The organism is Pseudomonas sp. B22(2017), assembly GCF_002113105.1.
Taxonomy (GTDB): domain Bacteria; phylum Pseudomonadota; class Gammaproteobacteria; order Pseudomonadales; family Pseudomonadaceae; genus Aquipseudomonas; species Aquipseudomonas asiatica.
Genome location: NZ_NEJN01000013.1, coordinates 21,866 through 46,432 on the forward strand (window position 1 = coordinate 21,866; position 24,567 = coordinate 46,432).

27 protein-coding genes are annotated in these 24,567 nt (G+C 63.9%); 10 read left to right on the forward strand and 17 right to left on the reverse strand.

Going from position 1 to position 24,567, the window contains the following annotated elements:
• Window positions 1-112: 112 nt before the first annotated feature.
• Complete coding sequence (gene cysK / locus CAG18_RS21575) at window positions 113-1,087, reverse strand: cysteine synthase A (protein WP_013973746.1); 975 nt, start codon at window positions 1,085-1,087, stop codon at window positions 113-115.
• A 134-nt stretch (window positions 1,088-1,221) separates the two neighbouring features.
• Here cysK and CAG18_RS21580 point away from each other — a divergent pair, with 134 nt between their 5' ends.
• The 3 genes from CAG18_RS21580 (at window position 1,222) to CAG18_RS21590 (ending at window position 4,561) form a co-directional block, all read left to right on the forward strand.
• Window positions 1,222-2,295 carry a DUF748 domain-containing protein gene (locus tag CAG18_RS21580; protein WP_013973747.1) on the forward strand — a complete coding sequence of 358 codons (1,074 nt, stop codon included), beginning with the start codon at window positions 1,222-1,224 and terminating at the stop codon, window positions 2,293-2,295.
• Between the two features lie 228 nt (window positions 2,296-2,523).
• On the forward strand, window positions 2,524-3,369 hold the full coding sequence (locus tag CAG18_RS21585) for a MoxR family ATPase (RefSeq protein WP_015271339.1): 846 nt from the start codon (window positions 2,524-2,526) through the stop codon (window positions 3,367-3,369).
• A gap of 13 nt (window positions 3,370-3,382) precedes the next feature.
• Window positions 3,383-4,561: a VWA domain-containing protein gene (locus tag CAG18_RS21590; RefSeq protein ID WP_085721510.1), complete on the forward strand. Its 1,179-nt coding sequence runs from the start codon at window positions 3,383-3,385 to the stop codon at window positions 4,559-4,561.
• A 52-nt stretch (window positions 4,562-4,613) separates the two neighbouring features.
• Here the strand turns inward: CAG18_RS21590 and CAG18_RS21595 are convergent, their stop codons facing one another.
• The 4 genes from CAG18_RS21595 to CAG18_RS21610 are packed head-to-tail and all read right to left on the reverse strand — an operon-like array spanning window position 4,614 to window position 8,286.
• Entirely contained in the window at window positions 4,614-5,531 is a 918-nt protein-coding gene (locus CAG18_RS21595) for a biotin-dependent carboxyltransferase family protein (protein WP_054573771.1), read from the reverse strand.
• Window positions 5,528-6,214, reverse strand: coding sequence for a 5-oxoprolinase subunit PxpB (gene pxpB / locus CAG18_RS21600; protein ID WP_085721511.1), 687 nt, complete (start codon window positions 6,212-6,214; stop codon window positions 5,528-5,530). The genes CAG18_RS21595 and pxpB overlap by 4 nt, the downstream gene beginning before the upstream one ends.
• Window positions 6,211-6,990 (reverse strand): 5-oxoprolinase subunit PxpA, encoded by a 780-nt coding sequence (locus CAG18_RS21605; protein WP_061304940.1) that lies wholly within the window; start codon window positions 6,988-6,990, stop codon window positions 6,211-6,213. The genes pxpB and CAG18_RS21605 overlap by 4 nt, the downstream gene beginning before the upstream one ends.
• A 9-nt stretch (window positions 6,991-6,999) precedes the next feature.
• Complete coding sequence (locus CAG18_RS21610) at window positions 7,000-8,286, reverse strand: MFS transporter (RefSeq protein ID WP_013973753.1); 1,287 nt, start codon at window positions 8,284-8,286, stop codon at window positions 7,000-7,002.
• Window positions 8,287-8,414: 128 nt separating this feature from the next.
• Here CAG18_RS21610 and CAG18_RS21615 point away from each other — a divergent pair, with 128 nt between their 5' ends.
• A complete protein-coding gene (locus CAG18_RS21615; protein WP_085721512.1) occupies window positions 8,415-9,326 on the forward strand; it encodes a LysR family transcriptional regulator in 912 nt (303 codons plus the stop codon).
• A 134-nt stretch (window positions 9,327-9,460) separates the two neighbouring features.
• Here CAG18_RS21615 and CAG18_RS21620 read toward each other — a convergent pair whose 3' ends face one another.
• From CAG18_RS21620 to CAG18_RS21630, 3 genes are read right to left on the reverse strand one after another with little or no spacing between them, the layout of a single operon-like run.
• Complete coding sequence (locus CAG18_RS21620; protein ID WP_023661383.1) at window positions 9,461-9,982, reverse strand: DUF2937 family protein; 522 nt, start codon at window positions 9,980-9,982, stop codon at window positions 9,461-9,463.
• Between the two features lie 9 nt (window positions 9,983-9,991).
• The gene (locus tag CAG18_RS21625) at window positions 9,992-10,765 is read right to left on the reverse strand and encodes a class II glutamine amidotransferase (RefSeq protein WP_013973756.1); all 774 of its coding nucleotides are present in this window, start codon (window positions 10,763-10,765) and stop codon (window positions 9,992-9,994) included.
• Between the two features lie 14 nt (window positions 10,766-10,779).
• On the reverse strand, window positions 10,780-11,286 hold the full coding sequence (locus CAG18_RS21630) for a hypothetical protein (RefSeq protein ID WP_015271345.1): 507 nt from the start codon (window positions 11,284-11,286) through the stop codon (window positions 10,780-10,782).
• Between the two features lie 137 nt (window positions 11,287-11,423).
• On the opposite strand from CAG18_RS21630, the gene CAG18_RS21635 reads away from it, so the two are divergent.
• Window positions 11,424-13,466 carry a S9 family peptidase gene (locus tag CAG18_RS21635; RefSeq protein ID WP_085721513.1) on the forward strand — a complete coding sequence of 681 codons (2,043 nt, stop codon included), beginning with the start codon at window positions 11,424-11,426 and terminating at the stop codon, window positions 13,464-13,466.
• Between the two features lie 158 nt (window positions 13,467-13,624).
• Here CAG18_RS21635 and CAG18_RS21640 read toward each other — a convergent pair whose 3' ends face one another.
• On the reverse strand, window positions 13,625-13,903 hold the full coding sequence (locus tag CAG18_RS21640; protein WP_015271347.1) for a hypothetical protein: 279 nt from the start codon (window positions 13,901-13,903) through the stop codon (window positions 13,625-13,627).
• Between the two features lie 131 nt (window positions 13,904-14,034).
• Here CAG18_RS21640 and CAG18_RS21645 point away from each other — a divergent pair, with 131 nt between their 5' ends.
• The 3 genes from CAG18_RS21645 (at window position 14,035) to CAG18_RS21655 (ending at window position 15,351) form a co-directional block, all read left to right on the forward strand.
• A complete protein-coding gene (locus tag CAG18_RS21645; protein ID WP_003259546.1) occupies window positions 14,035-14,406 on the forward strand; it encodes a YajD family HNH nuclease in 372 nt (123 codons plus the stop codon).
• A gap of 73 nt (window positions 14,407-14,479) precedes the next feature.
• A complete protein-coding gene (locus CAG18_RS21650) occupies window positions 14,480-14,950 on the forward strand; it encodes an RNA methyltransferase (protein ID WP_015271348.1) in 471 nt (156 codons plus the stop codon).
• Between the two features lie 62 nt (window positions 14,951-15,012).
• On the forward strand, window positions 15,013-15,351 hold the full coding sequence (locus CAG18_RS21655; RefSeq protein WP_054573763.1) for a DUF2892 domain-containing protein: 339 nt from the start codon (window positions 15,013-15,015) through the stop codon (window positions 15,349-15,351).
• A gap of 162 nt (window positions 15,352-15,513) precedes the next feature.
• Here CAG18_RS21655 and CAG18_RS21660 read toward each other — a convergent pair whose 3' ends face one another.
• Both CAG18_RS21660 and CAG18_RS21665 read right to left on the reverse strand, forming a co-directional pair.
• Window positions 15,514-16,722 (reverse strand): hypothetical protein, encoded by a 1,209-nt coding sequence (locus tag CAG18_RS21660; protein WP_013973763.1) that lies wholly within the window; start codon window positions 16,720-16,722, stop codon window positions 15,514-15,516.
• A gap of 44 nt (window positions 16,723-16,766) precedes the next feature.
• Window positions 16,767-17,216 (reverse strand): YcgN family cysteine cluster protein, encoded by a 450-nt coding sequence (locus CAG18_RS21665; RefSeq protein WP_015271351.1) that lies wholly within the window; start codon window positions 17,214-17,216, stop codon window positions 16,767-16,769.
• Between the two features lie 144 nt (window positions 17,217-17,360).
• Here CAG18_RS21665 and CAG18_RS21670 point away from each other — a divergent pair, with 144 nt between their 5' ends.
• Entirely contained in the window at window positions 17,361-17,954 is a 594-nt protein-coding gene (locus CAG18_RS21670; RefSeq protein ID WP_015271352.1) for a nitroreductase family protein, read from the forward strand.
• 116 nt (window positions 17,955-18,070) lie between these two features.
• On the opposite strand, the gene CAG18_RS21675 is transcribed toward CAG18_RS21670, so the two are convergent.
• From CAG18_RS21675 to CAG18_RS21695, 5 genes are all read right to left on the reverse strand, one after another.
• A complete protein-coding gene (locus CAG18_RS21675) occupies window positions 18,071-19,003 on the reverse strand; it encodes a D-2-hydroxyacid dehydrogenase (RefSeq protein WP_085721514.1) in 933 nt (310 codons plus the stop codon).
• A 2-nt stretch (window positions 19,004-19,005) separates the two neighbouring features.
• A complete protein-coding gene (locus tag CAG18_RS21680) occupies window positions 19,006-19,299 on the reverse strand; it encodes a YcgL domain-containing protein (protein WP_015271354.1) in 294 nt (97 codons plus the stop codon).
• Window positions 19,296-20,429 carry a ribonuclease D gene (rnd, locus tag CAG18_RS21685; protein ID WP_013973768.1) on the reverse strand — a complete coding sequence of 378 codons (1,134 nt, stop codon included), beginning with the start codon at window positions 20,427-20,429 and terminating at the stop codon, window positions 19,296-19,298. The genes CAG18_RS21680 and rnd overlap by 4 nt, the downstream gene beginning before the upstream one ends.
• 222 nt (window positions 20,430-20,651) lie before the next feature.
• Window positions 20,652-22,289, reverse strand: a complete 1,638-nt coding sequence (locus CAG18_RS21690; RefSeq protein WP_085721515.1) for a phosphoethanolamine transferase — start codon at window positions 22,287-22,289, stop codon at window positions 20,652-20,654.
• A 164-nt stretch (window positions 22,290-22,453) separates the two neighbouring features.
• On the reverse strand, window positions 22,454-22,819 hold the full coding sequence (locus CAG18_RS21695; RefSeq protein WP_085721516.1) for a 5-carboxymethyl-2-hydroxymuconate Delta-isomerase: 366 nt from the start codon (window positions 22,817-22,819) through the stop codon (window positions 22,454-22,456).
• Between the two features lie 116 nt (window positions 22,820-22,935).
• On the opposite strand from CAG18_RS21695, the gene CAG18_RS21700 reads away from it, so the two are divergent.
• Window positions 22,936-23,172 (forward strand): YdcH family protein, encoded by a 237-nt coding sequence (locus CAG18_RS21700; protein WP_075046038.1) that lies wholly within the window; start codon window positions 22,936-22,938, stop codon window positions 23,170-23,172.
• Between the two features lie 123 nt (window positions 23,173-23,295).
• On the opposite strand, the gene CAG18_RS21705 is transcribed toward CAG18_RS21700, so the two are convergent.
• Complete coding sequence (locus CAG18_RS21705; RefSeq protein WP_085721517.1) at window positions 23,296-24,477, reverse strand: PLP-dependent aspartate aminotransferase family protein; 1,182 nt, start codon at window positions 24,475-24,477, stop codon at window positions 23,296-23,298.
• Window positions 24,478-24,567 lie beyond the last annotated feature (90 nt).

The window sequence follows — 24,567 nt, forward strand, 5'->3', positions numbered from 1 at the left end:
CCATCATAAACCGATGCCGCCGGGGTAAAAACAGCCTGGGCGGCAACTCAATCATGAAGATTTTGCAATAAACCAAGCCGCCAAACGTTGCGCCGGATCAGCGGCAAGGCCATTACTGCTGGTTTTCCTGCTCGCTGAACATGTCGCTGAACAGCATGCTCGACAGGTAGCGCTCGCCGGAGTCCGGCAAAATTACGACGATGGTCTTACCCTGCATTTCCGGCTTTTCGGCCAGGCGCACGGCCGCCGCCATCGCCGCACCACAGGAAATGCCACAGAGGATGCCCTCTTCCTGCATCAGGCGGATGGCCATGGCCTTGGACTCTTCGTCGGTCACCGTTTCCACCTGGTCGACGATCGACAGGTCGAGGTTTTTCGGTACGAAGCCGGCGCCGATGCCCTGGATCTTGTGCGGGCTGGGCTTGAGCTCTTCGCCGGCCAGGGTCTGGCTGATCAGCGGCGAGGCCACTGGCTCCACCGCCACCGACAGGATCGCCTTGCCCTGCGTATGCTTGATGTAGCGCGAAACACCGGTGATGGTACCGCCGGTGCCGACCCCTGCCACCAGCACGTCGACCGCGCCGTCGGTGTCGTTCCAGATTTCCGGGCCGGTGGTTTTTTCGTGGATCGCCGGGTTGGCCGGGTTTTCGAACTGGCCCGGCAGGAAGTACTGGGCCGGGTCGGAGGCGACGATTTCATTGGCCTTCTCGATGGCGCCCTTCATGCCCTTGGCCGGGTCGGTCAGCACCAGCTCGGCGCCCAGAGCCTTCAGCACCTTGCGGCGCTCCAGGCTCATGGATGCGGGCATGGTCAGCATCAGTTTGTAGCCACGGGCTGCGGCGACGAAGGCCAGGCCGATGCCGGTGTTGCCCGAGGTCGGTTCGACGATGGTCATGCCCGGCTTGAGCTTGCCGCTGCTTTCGGCGTCCCAGACCATGTTCGCGCCGATGCGGCATTTGACCGAATAGCCCGGGTTACGCCCTTCGATCTTGGCCAGGATGGTCACGCCGCGCGGGGCAATGCGGTTGATCTGCACCAGCGGCGTGTTACCGATGGAGTGGGCGTTGTCTGCAAAGATACGGCTCATGGCAGGGGTCCTTGGCATGAAAAAAAGCAGGGAAAGACCTCAAGGGTAAGCCCGCACCGGTGGCCCGTAAAGCCTGTTCGAACTCACGCGGACTCGTTGCGGTCAACCGCATATCCTGCGTTGGAGACACTTCGATGAGAGCCCGTTATCGCTGGCCGTTGATCGGCCTGGCCAGCCTGATCGTGCTGTTGCTGGCGCTGCACCTGGCCCTGCCCTATCTGGTGCGCGACTACCTCAATGACAAACTGGCCGACATGGGCGACTACCGTGGCCAGGTGGCCGATGTGGACCTGGCCTGGTGGCGCGGTGCATACCAGATCAACGGGCTGAAGATCGTCAAGACCACCGGCAAGGTGCCGGTACCGTTTCTCGATGCACCGCTGATCGACCTGTCGGTGAGCTGGCACGCCCTTTGGTACGACCGCGCAGTGGTTGCCGAAGTAATATTCGACCGGCCGGAACTCAACTTCGTCGATGGCGGCAACAAACAGAACTCGCAGACCGGTCAGGGCACCGACTGGCGCCAGCAACTGGAAAAACTGCTGCCGATCACCCTGAACGAGGTTCGCATCGACAACGGCGTGCTGACTTTCCGCAACTTCAACTCCAAACCACCAGTCAACCTCAAGGCCACTCAGCTCGATGCCAGTATTCGCAACCTCACCAACATTCGTGACGAAAAGGGCCGACGTGATGCCAGCTTCGATGGCACGGCGCTGATCGTAGGCGATGCCAAGGTGGAAAGTCGCGCCACCTTCGACCCGTTCAGCGATTTCGACGACTTCGAGTTCCGCCTGCGCGCCACGGGTATCGAGCTGCGCAAGCTCAATGACTTCGCCAGCGCCTACGGCAAGTTCGATTTCAATGCCGGGCACGGCGATGTGGTGATAGAGGCCGAGGCGACCAACGGGCGATTGAACGGGTATATCAAGCCACTGTTGCGGGATGTGGATGTGTTCGACTGGCAGCAGGATGTGCAGGAGAAGGACAAAGGCTTCTTCCGCTCGGTCTGGGAAGCGCTGGTAGGTGCAACCGAGACAGTATTGAAGAACCAGCCGAAGAACCAGTTCGCGACCCGGGTAGAGCTCAGCGGCAGCGTGCACAAACAGGATATCAGCGCCTTCGAGGCGTTTCTGCAGATACTGCGCAACGGGTTCATCGAGGCGTTCAATGCGCGGTATGAGCGTGATGCGCCGGATTCCGACTAGGATCGAGTGACGGGGCATTCAGGGACTGAATACCTGGTCTGCGTTTCCAGTCGGCGAACCCCGCGTTATAGTCGGTGACAAATCAAAATATGTGCTGCCTGTTCCGGCCCTATCGCCGGCAAGCCAGCTCCCACAGGATCCCCACAGTTCTCAAGACCTGTGCTGTACCTGTGGGAGCTGGCTTGCCGGCGATAGGGCCAGAGCAAGCTACCCTCAGAGGACAGACCCATGAAGTTCGAAGGCACCCGCGACTACGTCGCCACAGACGACCTGAAACTGGCGGTAAACGCGGCCATCACCCTCGAACGCCCCTTGCTGGTCAAGGGCGAACCCGGCACCGGCAAGACCATGCTTGCCGAGCAGTTGGCGGCCTCGTTCGGTGCGCGCCTGATCACCTGGCACATCAAGTCCACCACCAAGGCCCACCAGGGCCTCTACGAGTACGACGCGGTCAGCCGCCTGCGTGACTCGCAGCTGGGCGTGGACAAGGTCCACGATGTGCGCAATTACCTGAAAAAGGGCAAGCTGTGGGAGGCCTTCGAGGCCGAGGAACGGGTCATTCTGCTGATCGACGAAATCGACAAGGCCGACATCGAGTTCCCCAACGACCTGCTGCAAGAACTCGACAAGATGGAGTTCTACGTCTACGAAATCGACGAGACCATCAAGGCCAGACAGCGCCCGATCATCATCATCACCTCCAACAACGAAAAGGAACTGCCGGACGCATTCCTGCGCCGCTGCTTCTTCCACTACATCGCCTTCCCCGACCGCGCCACCCTGCAGCAGATCGTCGACGTGCACTACCCGAACATCAGCCAGTCGCTGGTCAGCGAGGCGCTGGACGTGTTCTTCGACGTGCGCAAGGTACCAGGCCTGAAGAAAAAGCCGTCCACCTCCGAACTGGTCGATTGGCTCAAGCTGCTGATGGCCGACAACATCGGTGAAGCGGTGCTGCGCGAACGCGACCCGACCAAGGCCATTCCACCGCTGGCCGGCGCGCTGGTGAAGAACGAGCAGGACGTACAACTGCTCGAGCGCCTGGCCTTCATGAGCCGGCGCGGCAACCGCTGACGGGAGCCGGGCCATGCTGCTCAACCTGTTCAATGAAATGCGCGCGGCCAAGGTGCCGGTGTCGGTACGCGAACTGCTCGACCTGCACCAGGCCCTGCAAAAGCGCGTGGTGTTCGCCGACATGGACGAGTTCTACTACCTCGCCCGCGCCATCCTGGTGAAGGACGAGCGCCACTTCGACAAGTTCGACCGCGCCTTCGCCGCCTACTTCAAGGGCCTGGAGAACCTCGACCGGCACATCGAAGCGTTGATCCCTGAAGACTGGCTGCGCAAGGAATTCGAGCGTTCGCTGACCGACGAGGAACGCGCGCAGATCCAGTCGCTGGGTGGCCTGGACAAGCTGATCGAGGAGTTCAAGAAGCGCCTCGAAGAGCAGAAGGAGCGTCACGCCGGCGGCAACAAGTGGATCGGCACCGGCGGCACCAGCCCGTTCGGCTCCGGTGGCTTCAACCCCGAGGGCATCCGCGTGGGCGAGGCCGGCAAGCGCCAGGGCAAGGCGGTGAAGGTGTGGGACCAGCGCGAATACAAGAACCTGGACGACCAGGTGGAGCTGGGCACGCGCAACATCAAGCTGGCCTTGCGCCGGCTGCGCAAGTTCGCCCGTGAAGGCGCGGCCGAAGAGCTGGACATCGACGGCACCATCGACCACACCGCGCGGGATGCCGGGCTGCTGAACATCCAGATGCGCCCCGAGCGGCGCAACGCGGTGAAGCTGCTGTTGCTGTTCGACATCGGTGGCTCGATGGACGCCCACGTCAAGGTCTGCGAAGAACTGTTCTCGGCGTGCAAGACCGAGTTCAAGCACCTGGAGTACTACTACTTCCACAACTTCGTGTACGAGTCGGTGTGGAAAAACAACCTGCGCCGCACCTCGGAGCGCTATTCCACCTTCGACCTGCTGCACAAGTACGGCGATGACTACAAGGTTGTGTTCGTTGGCGATGCGGCCATGGCGCCCTACGAGATTACCCAGCCGGGTGGCAGCGTGGAGCACTGGAACGAAGAAGCCGGTTATGTGTGGATGCAGCGTTTCATGGAGAAATTCAGGAAGATCATCTGGATCAACCCGTACCCGAAGCAGGCCTGGGACTACACCGCATCGACCCACCTGGTGCGGGACTTGATCGAAGACAAGATGTACCCGCTGACCTTGCAGGGGTTGGAGGAAGGGATGCGTTACCTGTCCAAGTGATTTTGCCAGTGCCGGCTCTTTCGCGGGTAAACCCGCGAAGAGGCCGGCTGCCTTATCGCCAACGGTCCAGGTAAGCCTGCTGCTCCCGCCACGCCTCATCCTGCACCACCGCCCGGAACCGCACCACCGCCCCCGGCATGCACTGCGCCAGTTGCGCCAGCGCCAACGGCGTCAATGCCCCCAGCCGCGGATAGCCGCCAATGGTCTGCCGGTCATTGAGCAACACGATCGGCTGCCCATCCGGCGGTACCTGTACCGCCCCGAGCGGAATCCCCTCGGAAATCATCGGCGCGCCCTGGTAGACCAGCTGCGGCCCCAGCAGGCGGATGCCCATGCGGTCGGCACGGCTGTCCAGCGTCCACTCGCGGTTGAACGCCTCGAACAGGCTGGTACCGCTGAAGTCACCGATCTGTGCGCCGATCACCAGGTCAAGTACAGGCTTTTGTGGGTACTGTGGCCGCAGCGCTTCGGGTACCTCACGCAGGGTCGGCGAAGTGCCTGAGAATGCCAGAACCTGGCCTTTGCCAAGCGCAGAACCCTGACCATCGATACCGCCAAGTTCTTCCCGCACAACGGTGGCACAACTGCCCAGCACATCCTCGCCGAGGAACCCGCCAGGCGCCGCCAGATACGCTCGCACGCCCTGCTTCGGCTGCTTCAGGGTCAACCGCTGGCCCTTGACCAACGCAAAGCTGCGCCAGGGCGCCAGCGGCTGATCATCGACACGCGCATCCAGGTCGGCACCGGCCAGGGCCAGCACACAATCCTGCTCGGCGACCACACAGAAACCACCTAGCGCCACCTCGACCACCGGCGCCGCCAACGGGTTGCCCAGCAGCCAGTTGGCCCAGTGCATCGCCACCCAGTCCAGCGCCCCGCCCTGGGTCACGCCCAAATGGCGTACGCCAAAACGCCCAGCATCCTGTAATTGGCACAGCGGAGTACTGGCCTCGATCTTCAACTGCTTCATGCTTGTGCCTCCACATCACCGCCCAACGCCACGAAGTCGCTGCGCGAAACCGGCACGAAGCGCACCCGGTCACCGGGTTGCAACAGGCTGTAGCCCTGGCGTTCATGGTCGAACAGGCGCACCGGGGTACGCCCGATCAGGTTCCAGCCACCCGGCGATACCGCTGGATAGGCCGCCGTCTGGCGCTCGGCAATGCCGACGCTGCCGGCCGCCACGCGCTTGCGCGGGGTGCTAAGGCGCGGGCTGGCCAGGCGTTCGTCCACCAGGCCCATGAAGCCGAAACCGGGGGCGAAACCCAGGGCGAACACCGGGTACTCGCGCTCGCTGTGCAAGCGGACCACCTCTGCTTCACTCAAGCCACTGCGGGCCGCCAACACCGGCAGCTCCGGGCCGACGCTGGCGTCGTACCACACCGGGATCTCATGGCGGCGGCCACCGCTGCCCGTGTCTGGCTGCAAGCCCTCCAGCGCACGGATGATCAGTGCCCTCGCCTCACCCGGTGGCAGGTCGAACTGCACCATCAGCGTGGTGTAGGACGGCACCAGGTCCAGCAAGTGCTTGCCGAACGTCGCGTGCAAGCGCTGGCTGGCGGCAAGCATCCACGGCATGTTGCCCTCGTCGATACCATCGAACAGGCGCACCATCAGGCTGTCGATGGCCACGACTTCAATACGGGGTTTCATCGCGACTCCAGGGCATCGAGAGCCTGGCGAATCTGCCGCACAGCCGCCACCGAGCTGTCGTTGTCACCGTGTACGCACAGGGTACTGGCTGCAAGCCTCAGTGCACTGCCATCGTCCGCGACGAGCGTATCGCCGCGGGCCAGGCGCACGGCCTGCTCCACCACCAGCGCCGGGTCGTGGTGCACCGCGCCGGGCAGGCGACGCGACACCAGATGGCCGCTGGCGGTGTAGGCGCGATCGGCGAATACTTCGAACCACAGCGGCACGCCAATCTCATCTCCCAGGGCCTGGGCGGCGCGGTTGTCGGCGGTGGCCATCAGCATCAGCGGCAGGTCTGCGCCATAGGCCGCCACAGCCTCCAGTACGGTGCGCAGCTTGAGCGGGTCGGCCATCATGTCGTTGTACAGCGCACCATGGGGTTTCACGTAGGCCACGCGGCCGCCCAACACTTTGCAGATGCCGTCCAGCGCACCGATCTGGTAATGCAGCAGGTCGCGGATTTCCTCCGGGCTGCAGGCCATGGAGCGGCGGCCGAAGCCGACCAGGTCCGGGTAGGCCGGGTGCGCGCCGATGGTCACGCCGTGCTCCAGCGCCAGGGCCACGGTGCGGCGCATGATGCCGGGGTCGCCGGCGTGGTAGCCGCAGGCGATGTTGGCGCAATCGATGTAAGGCATGACTTCGGCATCCAGGCCCATGCGCCAGCTGCCGAAACTCTCGCCCATGTCGCAATTGAGTAGCAGGCGTTCCACTGCACGGCCTCCGTTGTCGTTGTTCATATGCCTACCTTAACGCGCCTGCAGCTGTTTGCCGCGGGTTTCCGGCAGGCTCAGCGCCGCCACGATCACCACCCCGTAGGACACGGCGGAGAACACGCCGATACCCAGGCCCAGCGGTACTTTCTGGCCGAGCACGCCGATCAGCAGCGGGAACAGTGCCGCGATGACCTTGCCGATGTTGTAGCAGAAGCCCTGCCCCGAACCACGGATACGCGTGGGGAACAGTTCGGTGAGAAACGCGCCCATGCCGCTGAAGATACCCGAGGCGAAGAAGCCCAGCGGGAAGCCCAGCCACAGCATCACGCCGTCGCTGACCTGCATTTGCGTGTACAGCAGTACGATGACGAACGAGCCCACGGCGAACAGGATGAAGTTTTTCTTGCGCCCCAGCAGGTCGGACAGGTACGCACTGACCACATAGCCGACATAGGAGCCGACGATCACCATGGCCAGATAGCCACCGGTACCCAGCACGCTCAGGCCGCGCTCGTTCTTGAGGAAGGTCGGCAGCCACGAGGTAATGGCGTAGTAGCCGCCCAGTGCGCCGGTGGTCAGCAGGGAAGCCCGCACGGTGGTCCAGAGCATGCCTGGGGCAAAGATTTCGTAGAACTGCGCAGGTGCCTCGGCATTTTCCACCGCCTTGGCCTCGCGATATACCTCGGGGTCCTTGACCAGGCGGCGGACGAAGATCACGAAGATCGCCGGTACCAGGCCCAGCAGGAACAGCGCGCGCCAGGCCTGCTCTGCCGGCAGCCAGGAGAACAGCAGCGCGTAGAGGATGGCGGTGAGGCCCCAGCCAAGGGCCCAGCCGGACTGCACCATGCCCACTGCCTTGCCACGGTCCTGGGCGCGGATCACCTCGCCGATCAGCACCGCGCCGGCGGTCCACTCACCGCCAAAGCCGAAGCCCATCAGGGTACGGGCGATCAGCAGTTGTTCGTAGTTCTGGGCGAAGCCGCAGAGGAAGGTGAAGAAGGCAAACCACAGCACCGTCAGTTGCAGGGTGCGCACGCGGCCAATACGGTCGGAGAGAATGCCGGCCACCCAGCCACCCACAGCCGAGGCGATCAAGGTGCTGGTGTGGATCAACCCGGCTTCGGTGGTGGTGATGCCCCACAGCATGATCAGCGTGGGGATGACGAAGCTGAGCATCTGCGTGTCCATGCCGTCCAGGCCATAGCCGATCTTGCAGCTCCAGAAGGTGCGGCGCTGCTGTGAGTCGATGTCGCGATACCAGGCGAAAGGCCCGGACGAAGATGGGGAACTGACCTGCTGCTGCACGCCGGTGGGGTTCATGCTTGCCTCGGCTTGTTGGTATTGTTTTATGGGCGACAATGAGTCGCGGCCTGGCTGCCATTGTTCAGAGGCCGCGCCATTTGCGTCCAACGAGAAAAACCGCCGGTCTGGAACAAGAAAAACTGATCATGAACCTTCGCTTCCTCGAAACCTTCGTCTGGGTCGCCCGGCTCAAGAGCTTCCGCCTGACCGCGGAAAAGCTGTTCACCACCCAGGCCTCGGTTTCCAGCCGCATCGCCGCGTTGGAGGCCGACCTGGGCGTGAAGCTGCTGCTGCGCGACTCACGTGGCGTCAGCCTGACCCCGGAAGGCGGCAAGGTGCTGGAATATGCCGAGCGCATGCTGGAAAACGCCAAGGCCATGAAGCAGTCGCTGGACAGCGACCGGGCCAAGGTCGGACGCATCCGTATCGGGGTGATGGACACGGTGATCCACACCTGGATGAGCGCACTGGTGGCGGAGCTGACCGAGCGTTACCCGCAGGTGGAGATCGAACTGGTGGCCGACACTGCGCTGAACCTTCGCGAGCAATTGCAGAAGGGCTTTCTCGACGTGATCCTGCAGACCGACCTGCTGCGCGAGCAATCGATCCGCAGCCTGGACCTGGCGCGCTACCCCATGGGTTGGGTGGTGGCCGCCGGCTCGCACCAGCACCGCGACTATGCCTCGCTGGCCGAGCTTGGGCGGGAACGCATCATTACCTTCTCGAAGAACTCGCGGCCGCACCAGGAAGTGCTGAGCCTGCTGCAGGGCGCGGGGGCCGAAACGCCACGGCTGAACTGCGTGAACTCGGTGGCGGCGATTACCCGGCTGTTGCGTGACGGTTTTGGCATTGGTGCGTTGCCGCCGGCGCTGGTGGATGCCGAGTTGAGCCGGGGTGAGCTGGTATTGCTGCAGGGGCTGCAACCGCCGCCTAGCCTGGAGCTGGTAGTGGCCTGGCAGACCGGGGTGGCGTTGGTGGATGAAGTGGTCGGGGTTTGCCGGCAGGTGCTGGAGCGGTATGCGCGGGATGTGGGTGGGCAGCGGATTGTGTTGGTCTGACAGATTTGCAGTGCCTGTGCTGGCCTCTTCGCGGGTAAACCCGCTCCCACAGAGTCACCACAGGTCTTGAGGGCTGCGCAGTACCTGTGGGAGCGGGTTCACCCGCGAAAGGGCCGGCACAGGCACTGCAAAAATCAGCGCCAGCTCTCTTTCACCGCCCCACGCCGCCCGCCCAGGATCACCCAGCCAATCGCCAGCAACAGGCTCTCGATCACGAAGGCCAGCACAAACCCTGCACCAAGGCCCCAGCCAACCGCCTCGGGCACCAGCAGGATCTGGTAGCTGTAGCCATTGAGGGTTTCTTCACGCAACTGCGGGTCGGCCTGCACCAGCACGTGCCAGGTACGTTGCGCCCATGGCGCTTGCAGCGCCTGCCATTCGTTTTCCAGCAGTTCGTTGCGGATCATCAGGCTTTCGATGCTGTTGGCATCACTGTTGAACACTGGGTCGTCGCTGCTGCGGTAATGTCGCAGCAGCGCCTGCAGGTCACCATTGAAGAAGCGTTCGGCGGTCTGCCGGAAGCCGTCGAGCGCCTCGCGTGATTCGAACAGGTGCGCCTCGACCCGCTGGCTGTAGTCCTTCACCAGCCCCGGGACCTGGATACCGGCCAGCAGGCCGAAGGTGAACAGCAGCAACCGCAGGTAACTTCTGAACATGCCGCGTCCTTAGCTCTGGCCGTGCGCCACGCACTCGCCGTGCCGCCACAGGGCCCACTGACCCGGCTCGTAGCGCTGCCAGGTCTCGTTCTCGGTCAAGGCCTCGGTGGCGATCACCGTGACCACGTCGTTTGGGGTGGTTTCGGTGTGAAAATCGACGATCAGGTCGACATCCTTCAACCGTGCCGCACCAAAGGGTGCACGCCGGGTAATGTGCACCAGCTTGGTCGAACAGAAGCAGAACAGCCAGTCGCCGTCGCTGAGCATGCAGTTGAACACGCCCTGGCCGCGGTAGCCGGCACAGGCTTCGACCAGCACCGGCAGCAGCTGTTCCACCGGAACGGGCTCGGGGAAGGCGCTGCGGATGCGGTTGAGCAGGTCGCAGAAGGCCGCCTCGCTGTCGGTGTCGCCCACCGGCCGGTAGAAACTGGCCTGGCCCTTGAAGTCGCCCAGCTGGCCATTGTGCGCGAAGCACCAGTTGCGGCCCCACATCTCTCGCACGAACGGGTGGGTGTTGGACAGGCATACCTTGCCGACGTTGGCCTGGCGTATGTGGCCAATGACCACTTCGCTCTTGATCGGGTAACGCTGCACCAGGTTGGCCACTTCCGACTCGCTGCTGGCAGCCGGGTCCTGGAAAAGGCGCAGGCCACGGCCTTCGTAGAAGCCGATGCCCCAGCCGTCACGGTGCGGGCCGGTACGACCGCCGCGCTGCATCAGGCCGGTGAAGCTGAAGACGATATCGGTGGGGACGTTGGCACTCATGCCCAGCAGTTCGCACATAGGCGTGTCTCCGCTTACAGACGGGGCTCGACCCGGCCGCTGCCGCGGGAGACGGCTGGGGCGACAGGGGGTGGCGCATCACGGTAACGGTCGCGGCGCTCTGCTGCCAGCGGGGCCTGGGCGCCGAGCTGGTCATCTTCGGCAGCCTGGCGCTGGGCAGCGGCCTCGGCCTGCGCGCGGCGCTCGCGGGCGCGTTTCTCCAGCGGAAAGCGCAGCAGCACGAAGAGGAAATACAGGGAAAACGCGCCCATGCCGTACATGGCGAAGTCGGAAACCGCGCGCCAGGCGTTGTTGCCGACCTTGAAGGCGACGTCGAGGGCGGTGATGGCAATCGCCGGGGCGAAGCTGTCCTTGACCGGGTCGACGATGGTCGGGGTCAGCAGCAGCACCGCCAGCACCACCCGCAGCGGTTCGCGCAGCCAGCGCCACATCCAGCCGGTGAGCTTGAAGCCCACCATCAGGCAGCCCAGGGCGGCAACGGCGTAAAGGCCCCAGGCGAGGGTGTAGTCGTTCTCGGTCATGGTGTTCGTGCAAGCCAGGCAAAGAGATGCCTATGATAAACACTTTTCCGGGCGCAGACAGTGTTTGCCTGTACCGGCCTCTTCGCGGGCTGCCCGCGAAGAGGCCGGTACAGGCACCCCCAATCAAGAGATCCTCAATGCCAACCAAGCCCCAACCCCCGATTGCCCGCCAGGCCCAGGCCGCCGACCCGTACGCCTGGCTGCAACAGCGTGACACCCCCGAGGTGCTTGCCTACCTGCAAGCCGAGAACGCCTACCAGGAAGCCTGCCTGGCCGACCAGGCGCCGCTGCGCGAACAACTGTTCGAAGAGATCAAGGGCCGCATCCTGGAAACCGACCTGTCGCTGCCAGCGCCCTGGGGCCCCTACCTGTACTACACCCGCACCACCGCGGGCGACGAGTACCCGCGTCACTACCGCTGCCCGCGCCCGGCCGACGACTCCAACACGGTCGATGAAAGCCAGGAGCAACTGCTGCTCGACCCCAACGCCCTGGCCAATGGCGGTTTCCTGTCCCTCGGCGCGTTCAACGTCAGCCCCGACCACCGCCTGCTGGCCTACAGCCTGGACACCAGTGGCGACGAAATCTTCACCCTGTACGTGAAGGACCTGGCCAGTGGCAGCGTCACTACCCTGCCCTTCGACGACTGCGACGGCAGCCTGACCTGGGCCAACGACAGCCAGACGCTGTTCTTCGCCGAACTGGACGACACCCACCGCCCGTGGCGCCTGCGTCGCCACACCCTGGGCAACGACGGCGCGCAGACCGTGTTCGAGGAGCCCGACGGGCGCTTCTTCCTGCACTGCTACCGCACCAGCTCCGAACGCCAGCTGGTGCTGCTGCTCAACAGCAAGACCACCAGCGAAGCCTGGGTGCTGGATGCAGAGACACCGCAGGCTCCGTTCACCTGCCTGGCGCCACGGGTCGAAGGCCACGAGTACTTCCCCGACCACGGCCAGCTCGACGGCCAGTGGCGCTGGTTCATCCGCACCAACCAGGACGGCATCAACTTCGCCCTGTACCACGCCCCGGTCGCACCAGTGCCCAGCCGTGAGCAATGGCAGGTACTGGTAGCGCACCGCGACGCGATCATGCTCGAAGGCCTCAGCCTGAATGCCGGCGGGCTGACCCTGAGCCTGCGCGAAGGCGGCCTGCCGATCATCGAGGTACGCCCGCAGGGCCTGGCCCCCTACCGCGTCGAACTGCCCGACGCGGCCTACAGCCTGTACGTGCAGGACAGCCTGGAATTCGCCAGCCCACGCTTGCGCCTGCGCTACGAAGCACTCAACCGCCCGGCCCAGGTACGCCAGCTGGAGCTGGCCAGCGGTGCCCAGGCGGTGCTCAAGCAAACCCCGGTGCTGGGGCCGTTCGATGCCGACGACTATGTCAGCGAGCGCCTTTGGGCTACCGCAGCGGACGGCACCCGGGTGCCGATCAGCCTGGTGCGCCGCCGCCAGGACCTGGGCCGGACCGTGCCGCTGTACCTGTATGGCTACGGCGCCTATGGCGAAAGCCTCGACCCGTGGTTCTCGCACGCGCGCCTGAGCCTGCTGGAGCGCGGCGTGGCCTTTGCCATCGCCCATGTGCGTGGTGGTGGCGAACTGGGCGAAGCCTGGTACCGCGCCGGCAAGCAGGAGCACAAGCACAACACCTTCAGCGACTTCATCGCCTGTGCCGAGCACCTGATCGCCGAGGGTGTTACGGCTGCCGACCGCCTGGCCATCAGTGGCGGCAGCGCCGGTGGCCTGCTGATGGGCGCGGTGCTCAACCTGCGCCCCGAGCTGTTCCGCTGTGCGATTGCCGAAGTGCCGTTCGTCGACGTGCTCAACACCATGCTCGACCCCGAGCTGCCGCTGACCGTGACCGAGTACGACGAATGGGGCAACCCTGAGGAGCCGGAGGTGTATGAGCGGATCAAGGCCTATGCACCGTACGAGAACGTGAAGGAACAGGCCTACCCGGCGATGCTGGTGGTGGCGGGCTACAACGACAGCCGCGTGCAGTACTGGGAAGCGGCCAAGTGGGTGGCGCGGCTGCGCACGCGCAAGACCGACGACAACCTGCTGCTGCTCAAGACCGAGATGGGGGCTGGGCATGGCGGGATGAGCGGGCGGTATCAGGGGCTCAAGGATGTGGCCCTAGAGTACGCGTTCGTGTTCGGCGAGCTAGGTATCGTTTGAGAAAGCTGGGGGCGCTTTGCGCCCCTTTCGCGACACAAGGCCGCTCCCACAGGGATCGCGCATGCCCTGAATCCTGCGCGATCCCTGTGGGAGCGGCCTTGTGTCGCGATGGGCTGCAAAGCAGCCCCAGGATCGCACAGCCAACACACCCCTCTCAGTCAATCATCCTGCACCGCCGGCTTCGGCGGGTCTTGGCGCAACCCCGGCAATGGCTGGTCCTTCGGTGGCCCGGGCACCGGCATCGGCGGTAACAGTGGCGCCCCCGGCTGGCTGTCATAGGCCTTGGGCGGCGTACTCGGGGTAATCTGCGGATATGGCGTAGGCGTAGGCGTACCCGGTGCACCGGGCACCGGCGTGCTCAACCGGGGTGGCGTGCTGGCAGCTTCGGCCATGGGCAGGCCGGCCAACAACAGCACAACGAGGATCGCGCGAAACATCAGCAACCTCCTGTCGGGAACCTTCCTACAGGCTACGCCTAAATCAAAGCTTTCGCCTGTCCGCCTGCCCCGCAAGCGCGCTAGACTCAGTGCATAACCGTCATTTGCCTGATCAGAACAAAGGAAACACCATGAGCTCCACCTCTTCCGCCGCCGCCACCGCGCGCCTGGACCGCATCCTGGCCGATGCCAAGCGCGACAAGGAAATGGGCTACCGCGACAAGGCCCTGAAAATGTACCCGCACGTCTGCGGCCGCTGCGCCCGCGAGTTCTCCGGCAAGCGCCTGAGCGAGCTGACCGTGCACCACCGCGACCACAACCACGACAACAACCCGCAGGACGGCTCCAACTGGGAGTTGCTGTGCCTGTACTGCCACGACAACGAGCACTCGCGCTATACCGACCAGCAGTACTTCAGCGAAGGCTCCACCAGCACCCCGAGCATCGCCAAGGCCACCCACAACCCGTTCGCCGGGCTGGCGGGCATGCTGAAGAAAGACTGACCATCGATTCACCACCCCGCTGCTACCGGGCAGCCCGTATAATCGCGCTTTTTTTCGCGAAGGGCCCCGGTACGTGGCAAACAAACGATACAGCTGCATTGGCCTGTTCAACCCCAAGTCGGCAGAAAACGTCGGCTCGGTGATGCGCGCCGCGGGTTGCTACGGTGTCAATTCGGTGTTCTACACCGGCAAACGCTACGAGCGTGCGCGTGACTTCGTCACCGACACCAAGCGCGTGCACTACGACATCCCGCTGATCGGCATCGATGACCTGCAGCGCATCATCCCGCTGGGCTGCACGCCGGTGGCCGTGGAGTTGGTGGAGGGCGCGCGGCCATTGCCGGAATACACCCACCCGGACCGGGCCATCTACATCTTCGGGCCGGAAGACGGCAGCCTCAGTGCCGATGTGCGGGCATGGTGCGAAGAGACCATCTACATTCCGACCGAGGGCTGCATGAACCTCGCAGCGACGGTGAATGTGGTCCTGTATGACCGCATGGCCAAGGGGCTGAATACCCGTTCGGGGCCCAGGTTCAAATAGCCGACTGAACGATGGCGGCGGCCAACAGGTCACCTGCATACACTTCAGACGGAGACCTTGCCATGCTTGATATCCATTCGGCAGCGACATCGCAAGACAAGAACGTTCATGGCCTGGAGCGCGCCAGCTCGCTGGCTGGCGGCGCGTTGATGGTCAGCAAGGGGCTGCGCCACGGCGGCCTGGTCGGGTTGTTGCAGATCGCAGTTGGCGGCCTGGCACTGGCTCGGGGCTTCAGCGGGCATTGTGCGACCAAGGCCTGGTGGCAGCGGCATCGGCAGGAGTATCACCGCTTGCGTTCGGACATCGAGCGCAGTGCTGCGGAACTGGAGGCGTTGAAGGCCAGTGCCGAGGCGGCGACGCGGGGGGTGACGATAACCGGGAAGGATCCGTTGGCCAGTTGATTTTGCACTGCCTGTACCGGCCCTTTCGCGGGCACGCCCGCTCCCACAGGGACCTCATGGCTGTCGGAACATCACTGGCCTGTGCCGACCTCTTCGAAACTTGCGCGGCACCTGTGGGAGCGGGCGTGCCCGCGAAAGGGTCAGCACTGGCAATAGAGAGGCCTAGCGCAACGCCTTGCTCTGCAACACCTCTGAGCGCCGCCCCAGCACGTTCTCGCTGATCTGCACGAAGTCTTCGGTGCTGACGCTGGGCAGGCGCATCAACCCGCGTGCCACATCGTCCAGCGAGCGTTTGGCCTGAGTGTGGATGCGGATTTCCTTGTCCAGCGCTTGCAACAGCATCACCCCGCGCGCCACCTGCGCCGGGGTGGCATGCTCGCCCTTGAGCCGGGTGACCTTGGCGCCCTGCTTACTCAGGCGCGCCTGCCAAGCCTCGTAACGGTCGTCACTCACCCCGCCCGAGCGGCGCAGCAACTCGCTGGCATAGTAGTCGTTCAGGCTTTCCACCAGCCAGTCACTGCCATCACGCCCATGGATCTGCGCAAACAGTTGCACCACTTCGCGCAGCAACGGGCTGCTGCCATTCTCGCTGACCATCGGCCGGGCACTGTGCAGGTACAAAGAGCCCTGCGCGGCGGTCGCCCCACGCCACATGCCGTCGCGAGCGCCGACCAACAGCAGCTTCGGCGGGTTGCGCGGGAAAACCGCCTGCAATTGCGGCCAGACAAAGGTCAGCATGGTCAGGTTGTCCATGCGCCGCATACCCTGCCCCACCGGTGCGGCCACGGTGACCTCGGTTTCGCCCAGGCGGGCGCGGCGGCTGCCCAGGTCGCCGGCGAGCATCCAGCCTGTGGGGCGGTCGAACAGGCGCGAAACGTTGTCGATGCGGAACTTGTCCTTGCCGATGCGCGGCCAGGAGGTCTCAATGCTCTTCCAGCCCTCCGGCAGGTCGAACGCCAGCCGCGCCACCAGTTCGGTGCCATCCTGCTGGTCGAGGCGCGCAGGCGGCACCAGTTGGTCGCCGAGGAACAGCGCCCAATGCGGGGTGATGCGCGACGAATAGGCGCCGCTGCCGCGTTTCTGGTCCAGCTGCACGCGGTAGCTGAGGCTGGTCTTGCCGGCCGCCGGTTGCCACACGCCGCGCTGGCCCTGCAACTGCCATTGGCCATCAGCCTGGAAGCCGCTGTAGGCCCCAGCCTTGCCCAGGTCGAAATCCAGACTGCGCACGGCACTGCCTTCGGCCAAGGTTAGGCGGACCTCCGCCTGGCCGCTGGCTGGTAACAGGCGCACCTGATAGTCGAGGTCGACCTTTTTCGCCCAGGCCGGCGAACTGGCCATCAGGCCAAACAGCAACAACAGCTGGCAACGCATACAGAAACTCCTTGTTTCCCCGTGGCAGCGGGCCGCGCCGGTGGTCAGCTGGCGCGGAAGATCAGGTGGTCTTCCCAGTCGTCTTCGTGCACATCGTGTTCACTGAGCATGCGCCCCGACTGGGAAATGCGCTGTTCATGGACCTGCTGGCGATCACCGCAGACCAGGTGGTGCCAGGCCGGCAGGTCCTTGCCCTCACTGACCAGGCGGTAGCCGCAGGTACTCGGCAGCCACTTGAACTGGTCGGCCTTGCCCGGGGTGAGCTGGATGCAGTCAGGTACCTGGGCGAAGCGGTTGGGGTAATCGCTGCACTGACAGGTGTGAAGATCCAGCAGTTTGCAGGCGATACGCGTGTAATAGACGCTGTTGTCGTCCTCGTCCTCGAGCTTTTGCAGGCAGCACAGGCCGCAACCATCACACAGCGACTCCCATTCTTGCGGGCTGAGTTGCTCGAGGGTCTTGCGCTGCCAGAACGGCGCGTTTTCAGCGATCATGACACGGGTTTCCTGCATTCATCTTGGGGCCACGGCGCGCGGCGGCGCCAGTCTAGAGCCTGGCCTTCGGCAAAGCCAGACCGCTTGTCAGTCGCGACGCGACGCAGTAGCGTGCGCGTTTACCGCCCTTTTGCAGGAGCCGCCATGAGCGCCAACCCCCGCATTGCCGATTACGCCATCAACGAGCAGTTCATCAACCGCTGGTCGCCACGTGCCTTCACCGCCGAGCCGATCAGCGAAGAAACCTTGCTGAGCTTCCTCGAAGCTGCACGCTGGGCGCCGTCGGCGAACAACTCGCAACCTTGGCGCTTCCTCTATGCCCGCCGTGACACGCCGAACTGGGAGCGTTACCTGAACCTGCTGGTGCCGGCCAACCGCAGCTGGGCGCAACAGGCATCGGCGCTGGTGCTGGTGATTTCCAAGACCACCTACGCCGCCCCGGGCGCCACGGAAGAAAGACCGGCGCTGTGGCACACCTTCGACACCGGCTCCGCCTGGGGGCACCTGGCCCTGCAAGCCAGCATCAGCGGCTGGCATACCCATGGCATGGCCGGTTTCGACCAGGAACTGGCGCGGCAGGAGCTTAAGGTTCCTGAAGGCTACGTGCTGCATGCCATGGTGGCGATCGGCAAGCTGGGCGACAAGGCCAGCCTGAACGAAGCGCTGCAGGCGCGTGAAGTCCCGAGCCCGCGCAAGCCACTGAGCGAGCTGGCTGCCGAGGGTGATTTCAGCCTGTAAGCCTTGCATTGGCTGTACCGGCCCTTTCGCAGCACAAGGCTGCTCCTACAGCACAGTGAAAAAAACCTGTAGGAGCAGCCTTGTGCTGCGAAGAGGCCGGTACAGGCACTACAAAATCAATAGCCCCGGGCGAAGTCCACTTCTCCTCGCAACCCCTGCCCTGCCGTGAACGCCCGCACATTCTCGACAAACAACCGCACCATCGCCGTCGGCGAGGTGGGTGCCGAGCTGTGCCCGGTCAGCAGCAAGCCCCACGCCGTCCAGAACGGGTGTTGCCTGGGCAACGGCTCCTGCCGGCAGACATCGATCACCGCCCCCGCCAGGTGCCCTTCCTTCAGTGCCTCGACCAGGTCAGCGTCGACCACCGCAGCGCCGCGCCCGGCATTGATGAACAGCGCCGTGGGCTGGAAGCACTTGAACAGTGCCGCATCATACAGGTCGTGGGTTGCCGGGGTATCCGGCAGCAGGTTGAGTACGTAGTCGACCTGACCCACCATGCGCGGCAGGTCGGCCAGCGCCGCTACCTCGACGAACGGCGCCTGCTCGCGGGCGCTGCTGGCAACGCCATACAGCACCACGCCAAACGCCTGCAGGAACTCGGCCACCCGCTGGCCAATGTCGCCAGTGCCGACGATCAGCACCTTGCGCCCTTCCAGGGTCCGCCCCGGGCGGTCGTCCCAACGACGCTCGACCTGGCTGACCAGCCGCGACAGCACCTCGCGCTCATGGCCGAGCATGTAGGTGAGCATGTACTCGGCCATCACCTGGCCAAAGATGCCCACGGCGCGGGTCAGGCGATAGTCGCGCGGCAGGCCCTCGGCCAGCAGCGGGGTGATACCGGCCCAGGTGGACTGCATCCAGCCCGGCTTGTGGCCTTGGCGCAACAGGCTTGCCAGCAGGTCCGGCTGGCCCAGCCACACCGGGCACTGTGGCGCCTGGCGTGCCAGTTCGGCGGAGTCGCCGCTGGTCAGGACTTCCAGCTCAGGCGCGGCTGCACGCAAAATCTCGGCGTATCGAGCATGATCATGCTCAGCAATCAGTACTCGCATGATCAGGCAGGGTCGTTACGGCGCAGCAACTCTTCGGGCAGGTGCTCGATGTAGTCGTCTTCCGGCGGCGGCATCTGCAGGTGATAACCCTGGTTGTCGAGGTTTTCCAGCACCTTGGCGATGTCCTCGCGGGCCAGCTTGCGCTCGGGAGTCAGCACCAGATCGAAGGCGTGCACGGGGGTGCCGAAGAACGGCAGCAGGCCTTCGGGCACGCGCTCCAGGCCGTCGGCCTTGAGCACGTACAGGTACATTTCGTTCTTGCGGGGGCTCTTGTAGATAGAGCAAATGCGTTTCATCGGGTCTCTCCGGCGCCTGCGAGGCTGTCCAGCAGGGCCTGGCCCATGCGCTCACGGCGCCAGCCGCGCAGCGAATCGGGCAATTGATAGGGGCCATTGGGGTAGCCGCTCTTGAGCAGCGCTTCCAGGGCTTTTTTGCGCAGCATCAGCTCGGGGGCAATGCCCAGGCGCTCACCTTCGGCCTGGCCGATGGCACGCAGCTGCTTGAGGATACCTGCGGCCTCGATCGGCAAAGGCTCGGGCAAGGCCTGTGGCCATTGCTCGGCTGGCAGGCTGGCGGCACGCTTGATCAGCTGGATGAGGAACTCACCGTCCTGACGAATGGTGCGCGGATGCATCTCGTCGATCTTGGCCAGCGCCGACAGGTTGCTCGGCTGGCTCTTGGCCATGGGCCACAGCGAGTGCTCCTTGAGGATGCGATTGCGCGGTACGTCGCGGTTGCGCGCTTCACGCTCGCGCCAGGCACACAGCTCACGCAGCACTGCCAGTTGCTGGGGGGCCAGCTTCCAGGCCAGCTTGACGTCGCGGTACAGGCTTTCGGGCTCGACCTCGCGGCGCAATGCGGCCACCAGCTCGGCCCCGTCCTCCAGCACCCAGGCGTACTTGTCGTCACTCAGGCGCGGGCGCAACACGGTGAACAGCTCGGCCAAGTGCACGGCATCCTCGGCGGCATAGCTGACCTGGGTTTCCGAGAGCGGGCGCTGCAGCCAGTCGGAGCGGGTTTCGCCCTTGGGCAGGTCGATACCCAGCACATCCTGCACCAGGCGCGAATAGCCCATGGAGAAGCCCAGGTTCAGGTAGCCGGCGGCCAATTGGGTGTCGAACAGCGGCTGTGGCAGCTTGCCGGTCAGGCGCAACAGCACTTCGAGGTCTTCGCTGCAGGCGTGCAGCACCTTGACCACACCGCTGTCATCCAGCAGTTCGGCCAGGGGTTGCCAGTTGCCGATCAGCAACGGGTCGATCAGGAAGGCACGCTGGCCATCGCCGATCTGGATCAGCCCGGCTTTCGGGTAGAAGGTGTCGACCCGCATGAATTCGGTATCGACGGCGACAAAGGGCAGCTGGTGCCAGTCGCGGCAGTGTTCGGCCAGGCTCTGGTCGTCACGGATCCAGTGTATTTCGATGGCCACGAGGCTCTCCCACTAACATTGGCGCGCAGTATATACGGCGCGGGCACTGCTGGTGAAACCTGCGCCATCCCTGGAATAGATAAACGGTGCTGCACCGGCGCCTTTTTGTAGGAGCAGCCTTGTGCTGCGAAAGAGCCGGTGCACTGATCATGGTGCTGTATTGGCTGTACCGGCCCCTTCGCAGCACAAGGCTGCTCCTACAGTGCCCGTGTGCAGTCAGACTCAGCGCTTGGCCGCCAGCCACGGCCGGCAGCTGGCGAACATGTCCAGCGATTGCTGGTAGACCTCGGTACGCACCTGCAACAGGCCGAGCATCGAGTGGAACAGGTTGTCCTGCGACAGCGGCGCATCGCTGAGCTTGGCCAGGCAGTCGGTGTCGACGCCGAAGTCCTCCTTGTAGCTGTCGGAGAACCAGGTCAGCAACGGCACGTGCTTCTGCTGCTCGGGGGCGATGGCGTAAGGCGTGCCGTGCAGGAACAGGTTGTACTCACCCAGCGACTCGCCATGGTCGGACAGGTAGATCATCGCCGTGTCGACCTTGTCCTGCTTGCTGCGCAGGGTGTCGATCAGCGAGGCCAGCACCTTGTCGGTATAGGCCAGGGTGTTGTCGTAGCCGTTGACGATTTCCTGCTCGCTGCACTGGTCCAGCGCGTTGCTCTGGCACACCGGGGCAAAGCGCTGGTCGGCGCCGGGGTAGCGCTTGAAGTATTCAGGCCCGTGGCTGCCCATCTGGTGCAGCACCAGCACGGTGTCCTTGTCGAGGTTGTCGATCAGCTCACCCAGGCCCTGCAGCAGGATCTGGTCATGGCATTCACCATCAGCGCACAACTGCGGGTCCTGGAGCTTGCTGACATCGATGAACTGCACGCGGTCGCAGGTACCCTTGCAGCCCGACTGGTTGTCACGCCACTGCACCGCCAGGCCGGTACGCTGGAGGATGTCCAGCAACCCTTCGCGGTTCTTCGCCACGCGGGCATCGTAGTCCTTGCGCTTCATGCCAGAGAACATGCACGGCACCGAAACGGCGGTTTCCGTGCCGCAGGAGTGCACATCGGAGAACGCCAGCAGGCCCTGTTCCCTGGCAAGGTTCGGTGTGGTATCGCGGTTGTAGCCGAGCACGCCGAAGTGGTCTGCCCGCGCACTTTCGCCCACCACCAGCACGGTCAGCGACTTGCGTTCGTGCTTTTGCCAGGCGGCATCACGCCTGGCATCTTCGCCATAATGCTGGAAGGGCCGCGATGCGGTACCGACACGCTCGCTGACATAACCAATGGAGGCACCCACGATGTTGCTGGGGGTGAGCATCAGGCGCAGTTCGTGGTGGTTGCGAAACAGCGACGACAGGCCCTGGTAGTTGACCAGTGCCACCGAGCCCAGGGCCACCACGCAGGCACCGCCAACCACCAGCTTGCCGAGCAGTTCACGGTGCCAGGCGCGATAGGCGATCGGCGCCTTCCACAACAGCACCGAAGGCACTACACCGAGGCCCAGGATATACAAGGCAAACTTCAACGAAAGCAGGTCACGCACTTCCGCCACGTTGGTTTCCGCGATATTGCGGAACATGCCCGCATCAATAAGTACGCCGTACTGGTTCATGAAGTAAGCCACACCCGCGCCACTCATGAACAACACGACAAGTATTGGCTTCAATACATAACGGAAGGCGAACAACGTGAGGATCAGGTTGAACGCGAACAGCATCAGCACGGCAAACGCCAGGCTCAGCCAAAGCCCCGGCAAACCGGGCGGCACGACCTGTTCAAGATGCTGCCAAAGGAAGACATTGAAGCCGATCAGCAGGTAAAGGCTGGCCAGCAGCGTGACCCATTCAGTCCGCAGGGATTTGAAGTTGAGCATCAGTGTTCGCAATCAAGAGTGATTATCAGCCCGAGGGCCTGCGCGGCACCGGGAAACTTGGCTGAACTCTAGAAAGCGTGCCATCAATATTTTGTGAAAAAGACGCCAACAAATTCGTGAGCAGGCGCCTTTTCTACATTAAAAGAAGTTCACTCAGCGCTTGTTCAGCTTGGCAGGCGTTCCTTGGCATACGGCTCGCGGTCGATGTCCAGCACTTCCACGCACAGCTGGATGTCCAGCCCCGGTTGCTCGGGGATGGCCTCTCGCAGCACATCCAGCAGGCTGGCGGACAATTGCGTCTTCACCTCGGGCGAGCGCCCGCTGAGGATGGCCAGGCGCACATGGGCAAAGGCACGCTCGCCGGGCGCGGTGCCCACGCGAAACTGGCCGAAGGCCTGGGCGCGGCTCTTGATGTCGGCCTCGTCGGCGAACTGGCCACTGCCGACCAGGGCATGGTTCAGGCGCAGCAGCAGGGTATCGACATTCAGCTCGCGCAGGTTGTCGCTGTATTCCAGGTTCAGGTGAGGCATGGCGCAGGTTCCGGGTCACGGGGAGATGCGACAGCCTACCCCAGTCCCCTACCTGCGCAAAGACGACTATCCTCAAAGGTCAGAACCATCCGCCAACCCCCGACAGAGGTGAAGAAATGCCAGTTCCGCATGATCTGCTCGCTGACCTGCACGTTACCGCTGATGCATTCCAGGCGCTCATGGACAAGGACCAGACGCTGCACTCACTGCACAAGGAATACAACGCCAAAGACAAAGAGGTGGTCGCCGCCGAAGGCAACGGCACCAACGACGAAGCCGTCAACCGCCTGCGCAAGGAGCGGTTGCTGATCAAGGACAAGATCGAACGGATCATTCATCCGCCCAAATCCTGACAGGAATTCATTGAATCCACCGGCCTCTTCGCGGGTGAACCCGCTCCCACAGGTACAGCGCCAGACCTGAAGGCAGCGGAGCCCCTGTGGGAGCGGGTTTACCCGCGAAGAGGCCAGCAGCCCTCACATACCAGCCGCAGCCTTCAACGCCCCATCCAGGTCCTCGACCAGGTCGCGGTAATCCTCGATCCCCACCGACAACCGCAGCAGGTTCTCGCTGATCCCCATCACGCCCTTCTGCTCCGGGCTCAGCGAGCAGTGCGACATGCTCCAGGAGTGGTTGATCATGCTTTCCACCCCGCCCAGCGAGTCGGCCAGCACGAAGATCTGCAGCGCCTCCACCAGGCGGTTGAGCGCGGCGCGGTCGCCCTTGACCTTCATCGCCACCACCGCCCCGCCACTGCGCATCTGCCGTTTGCACAGCTCATGCTGCGGGTGGCTCTCCAGCCCCGGGTAATACACCTGCTCGATCTGCGCGTGGCTTTCGAGGAAGCGCGCCACCTGCAGGGCATTGGCACACTGGCGCTCCATGCGCACATCCAGGGTCTTCAGACCGCGCAGGGCCAGGTAGCAGTCGAACGGCCCCTGCACCGCGCCAATCGCCATGCTGATGCGGCGCAGGCGCGCCAACAGCGCATCATTGGCAGCTACCACCACGCCACCGGTGAGGTCGGAGTGGCCGCCGATGTACTTGCTGGCCGAGTGCATCACCAGGTCCACGCCCAGAGTGATCGGGCGCTGGTTCCACGGCGAGCAGAAGGTGTTGTCGATGCAGGTGAGGATGCCCCGCGACTTGGCCAGGTCGCACACCGCCTTGATGTCGACCAGGTGCAGCAACGGGTTGGTCGGCGATTCGATCCAGATCAGCTGGGTTTCCGGCTTGATGGCGGCGGCCACCGCCTCGAGGTCGTTCAGGTCGACGTAGGTGGTGGTCAGGCCCGAGGTGCGGCTGCGGTAGTCTTCCATGATGCGGAAGGTGCCGCCGTACACGCCGTTCATCACCACCACGTGGGCATCCTTGGGCAGCAACTCCAGCACGGTGGCGGTGGCGTTCACACCCGAGGCGCAGGCGACCGCGCCAACGCCCTCTTCCAGGGCGGCGACACAGGTTTCATAGGCATGCCGGGTGGGGTTGCCGACACGGCTGTAGGAGTATTCCGGCTTGTCGTCGAGGCTGCGCTTGGTGAACGAGCTGGCGGTGACGATCGCCGGGAAAATAGCGTTATCGGCGACGCTGAACTGCTCACCGGCGTGAATGGTACGGGTGGCGAAATTGCGCGGCTTGTCGGACATGGTCAGGCCCATTGGCAGAGTGAAAGCTGCAACTATCGCACAACCCAAATCTTCTGGCCTTGGGGTAATCTGTGAAATATTTTTCTCCACGGCCCACGCGCG

Coding starts and splice junctions, on each gene's coding strand:
- cysK (WP_013973746.1), bottom strand. CDS start 1,087: ATGAGCCGTATCTTTGCAGACAACGCCCACTCCATCGGTAACACGCCG.
- CAG18_RS21580 (WP_013973747.1), top strand. CDS start 1,222: ATGAGAGCCCGTTATCGCTGGCCGTTGATCGGCCTGGCCAGCCTGATC.
- CAG18_RS21585 (WP_015271339.1), top strand. CDS start 2,524: ATGAAGTTCGAAGGCACCCGCGACTACGTCGCCACAGACGACCTGAAA.
- CAG18_RS21590 (WP_085721510.1), top strand. CDS start 3,383: ATGCTGCTCAACCTGTTCAATGAAATGCGCGCGGCCAAGGTGCCGGTG.
- CAG18_RS21595 (WP_054573771.1), bottom strand. CDS start 5,531: ATGAAGCAGTTGAAGATCGAGGCCAGTACTCCGCTGTGCCAATTACAG.
- pxpB (WP_085721511.1), bottom strand. CDS start 6,214: ATGAAACCCCGTATTGAAGTCGTGGCCATCGACAGCCTGATGGTGCGC.
- CAG18_RS21605 (WP_061304940.1), bottom strand. CDS start 6,990: ATGAACAACGACAACGGAGGCCGTGCAGTGGAACGCCTGCTACTCAAT.
- CAG18_RS21610 (WP_013973753.1), bottom strand. CDS start 8,286: ATGAACCCCACCGGCGTGCAGCAGCAGGTCAGTTCCCCATCTTCGTCC.
- CAG18_RS21615 (WP_085721512.1), top strand. CDS start 8,415: ATGAACCTTCGCTTCCTCGAAACCTTCGTCTGGGTCGCCCGGCTCAAG.
- CAG18_RS21620 (WP_023661383.1), bottom strand. CDS start 9,982: ATGTTCAGAAGTTACCTGCGGTTGCTGCTGTTCACCTTCGGCCTGCTG.
- CAG18_RS21625 (WP_013973756.1), bottom strand. CDS start 10,765: ATGTGCGAACTGCTGGGCATGAGTGCCAACGTCCCCACCGATATCGTC.
- CAG18_RS21630 (WP_015271345.1), bottom strand. CDS start 11,286: ATGACCGAGAACGACTACACCCTCGCCTGGGGCCTTTACGCCGTTGCC.
- CAG18_RS21635 (WP_085721513.1), top strand. CDS start 11,424: ATGCCAACCAAGCCCCAACCCCCGATTGCCCGCCAGGCCCAGGCCGCC.
- CAG18_RS21640 (WP_015271347.1), bottom strand. CDS start 13,903: ATGTTTCGCGCGATCCTCGTTGTGCTGTTGTTGGCCGGCCTGCCCATG.
- CAG18_RS21645 (WP_003259546.1), top strand. CDS start 14,035: ATGAGCTCCACCTCTTCCGCCGCCGCCACCGCGCGCCTGGACCGCATC.
- CAG18_RS21655 (WP_054573763.1), top strand. CDS start 15,013: ATGCTTGATATCCATTCGGCAGCGACATCGCAAGACAAGAACGTTCAT.
- CAG18_RS21660 (WP_013973763.1), bottom strand. CDS start 16,722: ATGCGTTGCCAGCTGTTGTTGCTGTTTGGCCTGATGGCCAGTTCGCCG.
- CAG18_RS21665 (WP_015271351.1), bottom strand. CDS start 17,216: ATGATCGCTGAAAACGCGCCGTTCTGGCAGCGCAAGACCCTCGAGCAA.
- CAG18_RS21670 (WP_015271352.1), top strand. CDS start 17,361: ATGAGCGCCAACCCCCGCATTGCCGATTACGCCATCAACGAGCAGTTC.
- CAG18_RS21675 (WP_085721514.1), bottom strand. CDS start 19,003: ATGCGAGTACTGATTGCTGAGCATGATCATGCTCGATACGCCGAGATT.
- CAG18_RS21680 (WP_015271354.1), bottom strand. CDS start 19,299: ATGAAACGCATTTGCTCTATCTACAAGAGCCCCCGCAAGAACGAAATG.
- CAG18_RS21690 (WP_085721515.1), bottom strand. CDS start 22,289: ATGCTCAACTTCAAATCCCTGCGGACTGAATGGGTCACGCTGCTGGCC.
- CAG18_RS21695 (WP_085721516.1), bottom strand. CDS start 22,819: ATGCCTCACCTGAACCTGGAATACAGCGACAACCTGCGCGAGCTGAAT.
- CAG18_RS21700 (WP_075046038.1), top strand. CDS start 22,936: ATGCCAGTTCCGCATGATCTGCTCGCTGACCTGCACGTTACCGCTGAT.
- CAG18_RS21705 (WP_085721517.1), bottom strand. CDS start 24,477: ATGGGCCTGACCATGTCCGACAAGCCGCGCAATTTCGCCACCCGTACC.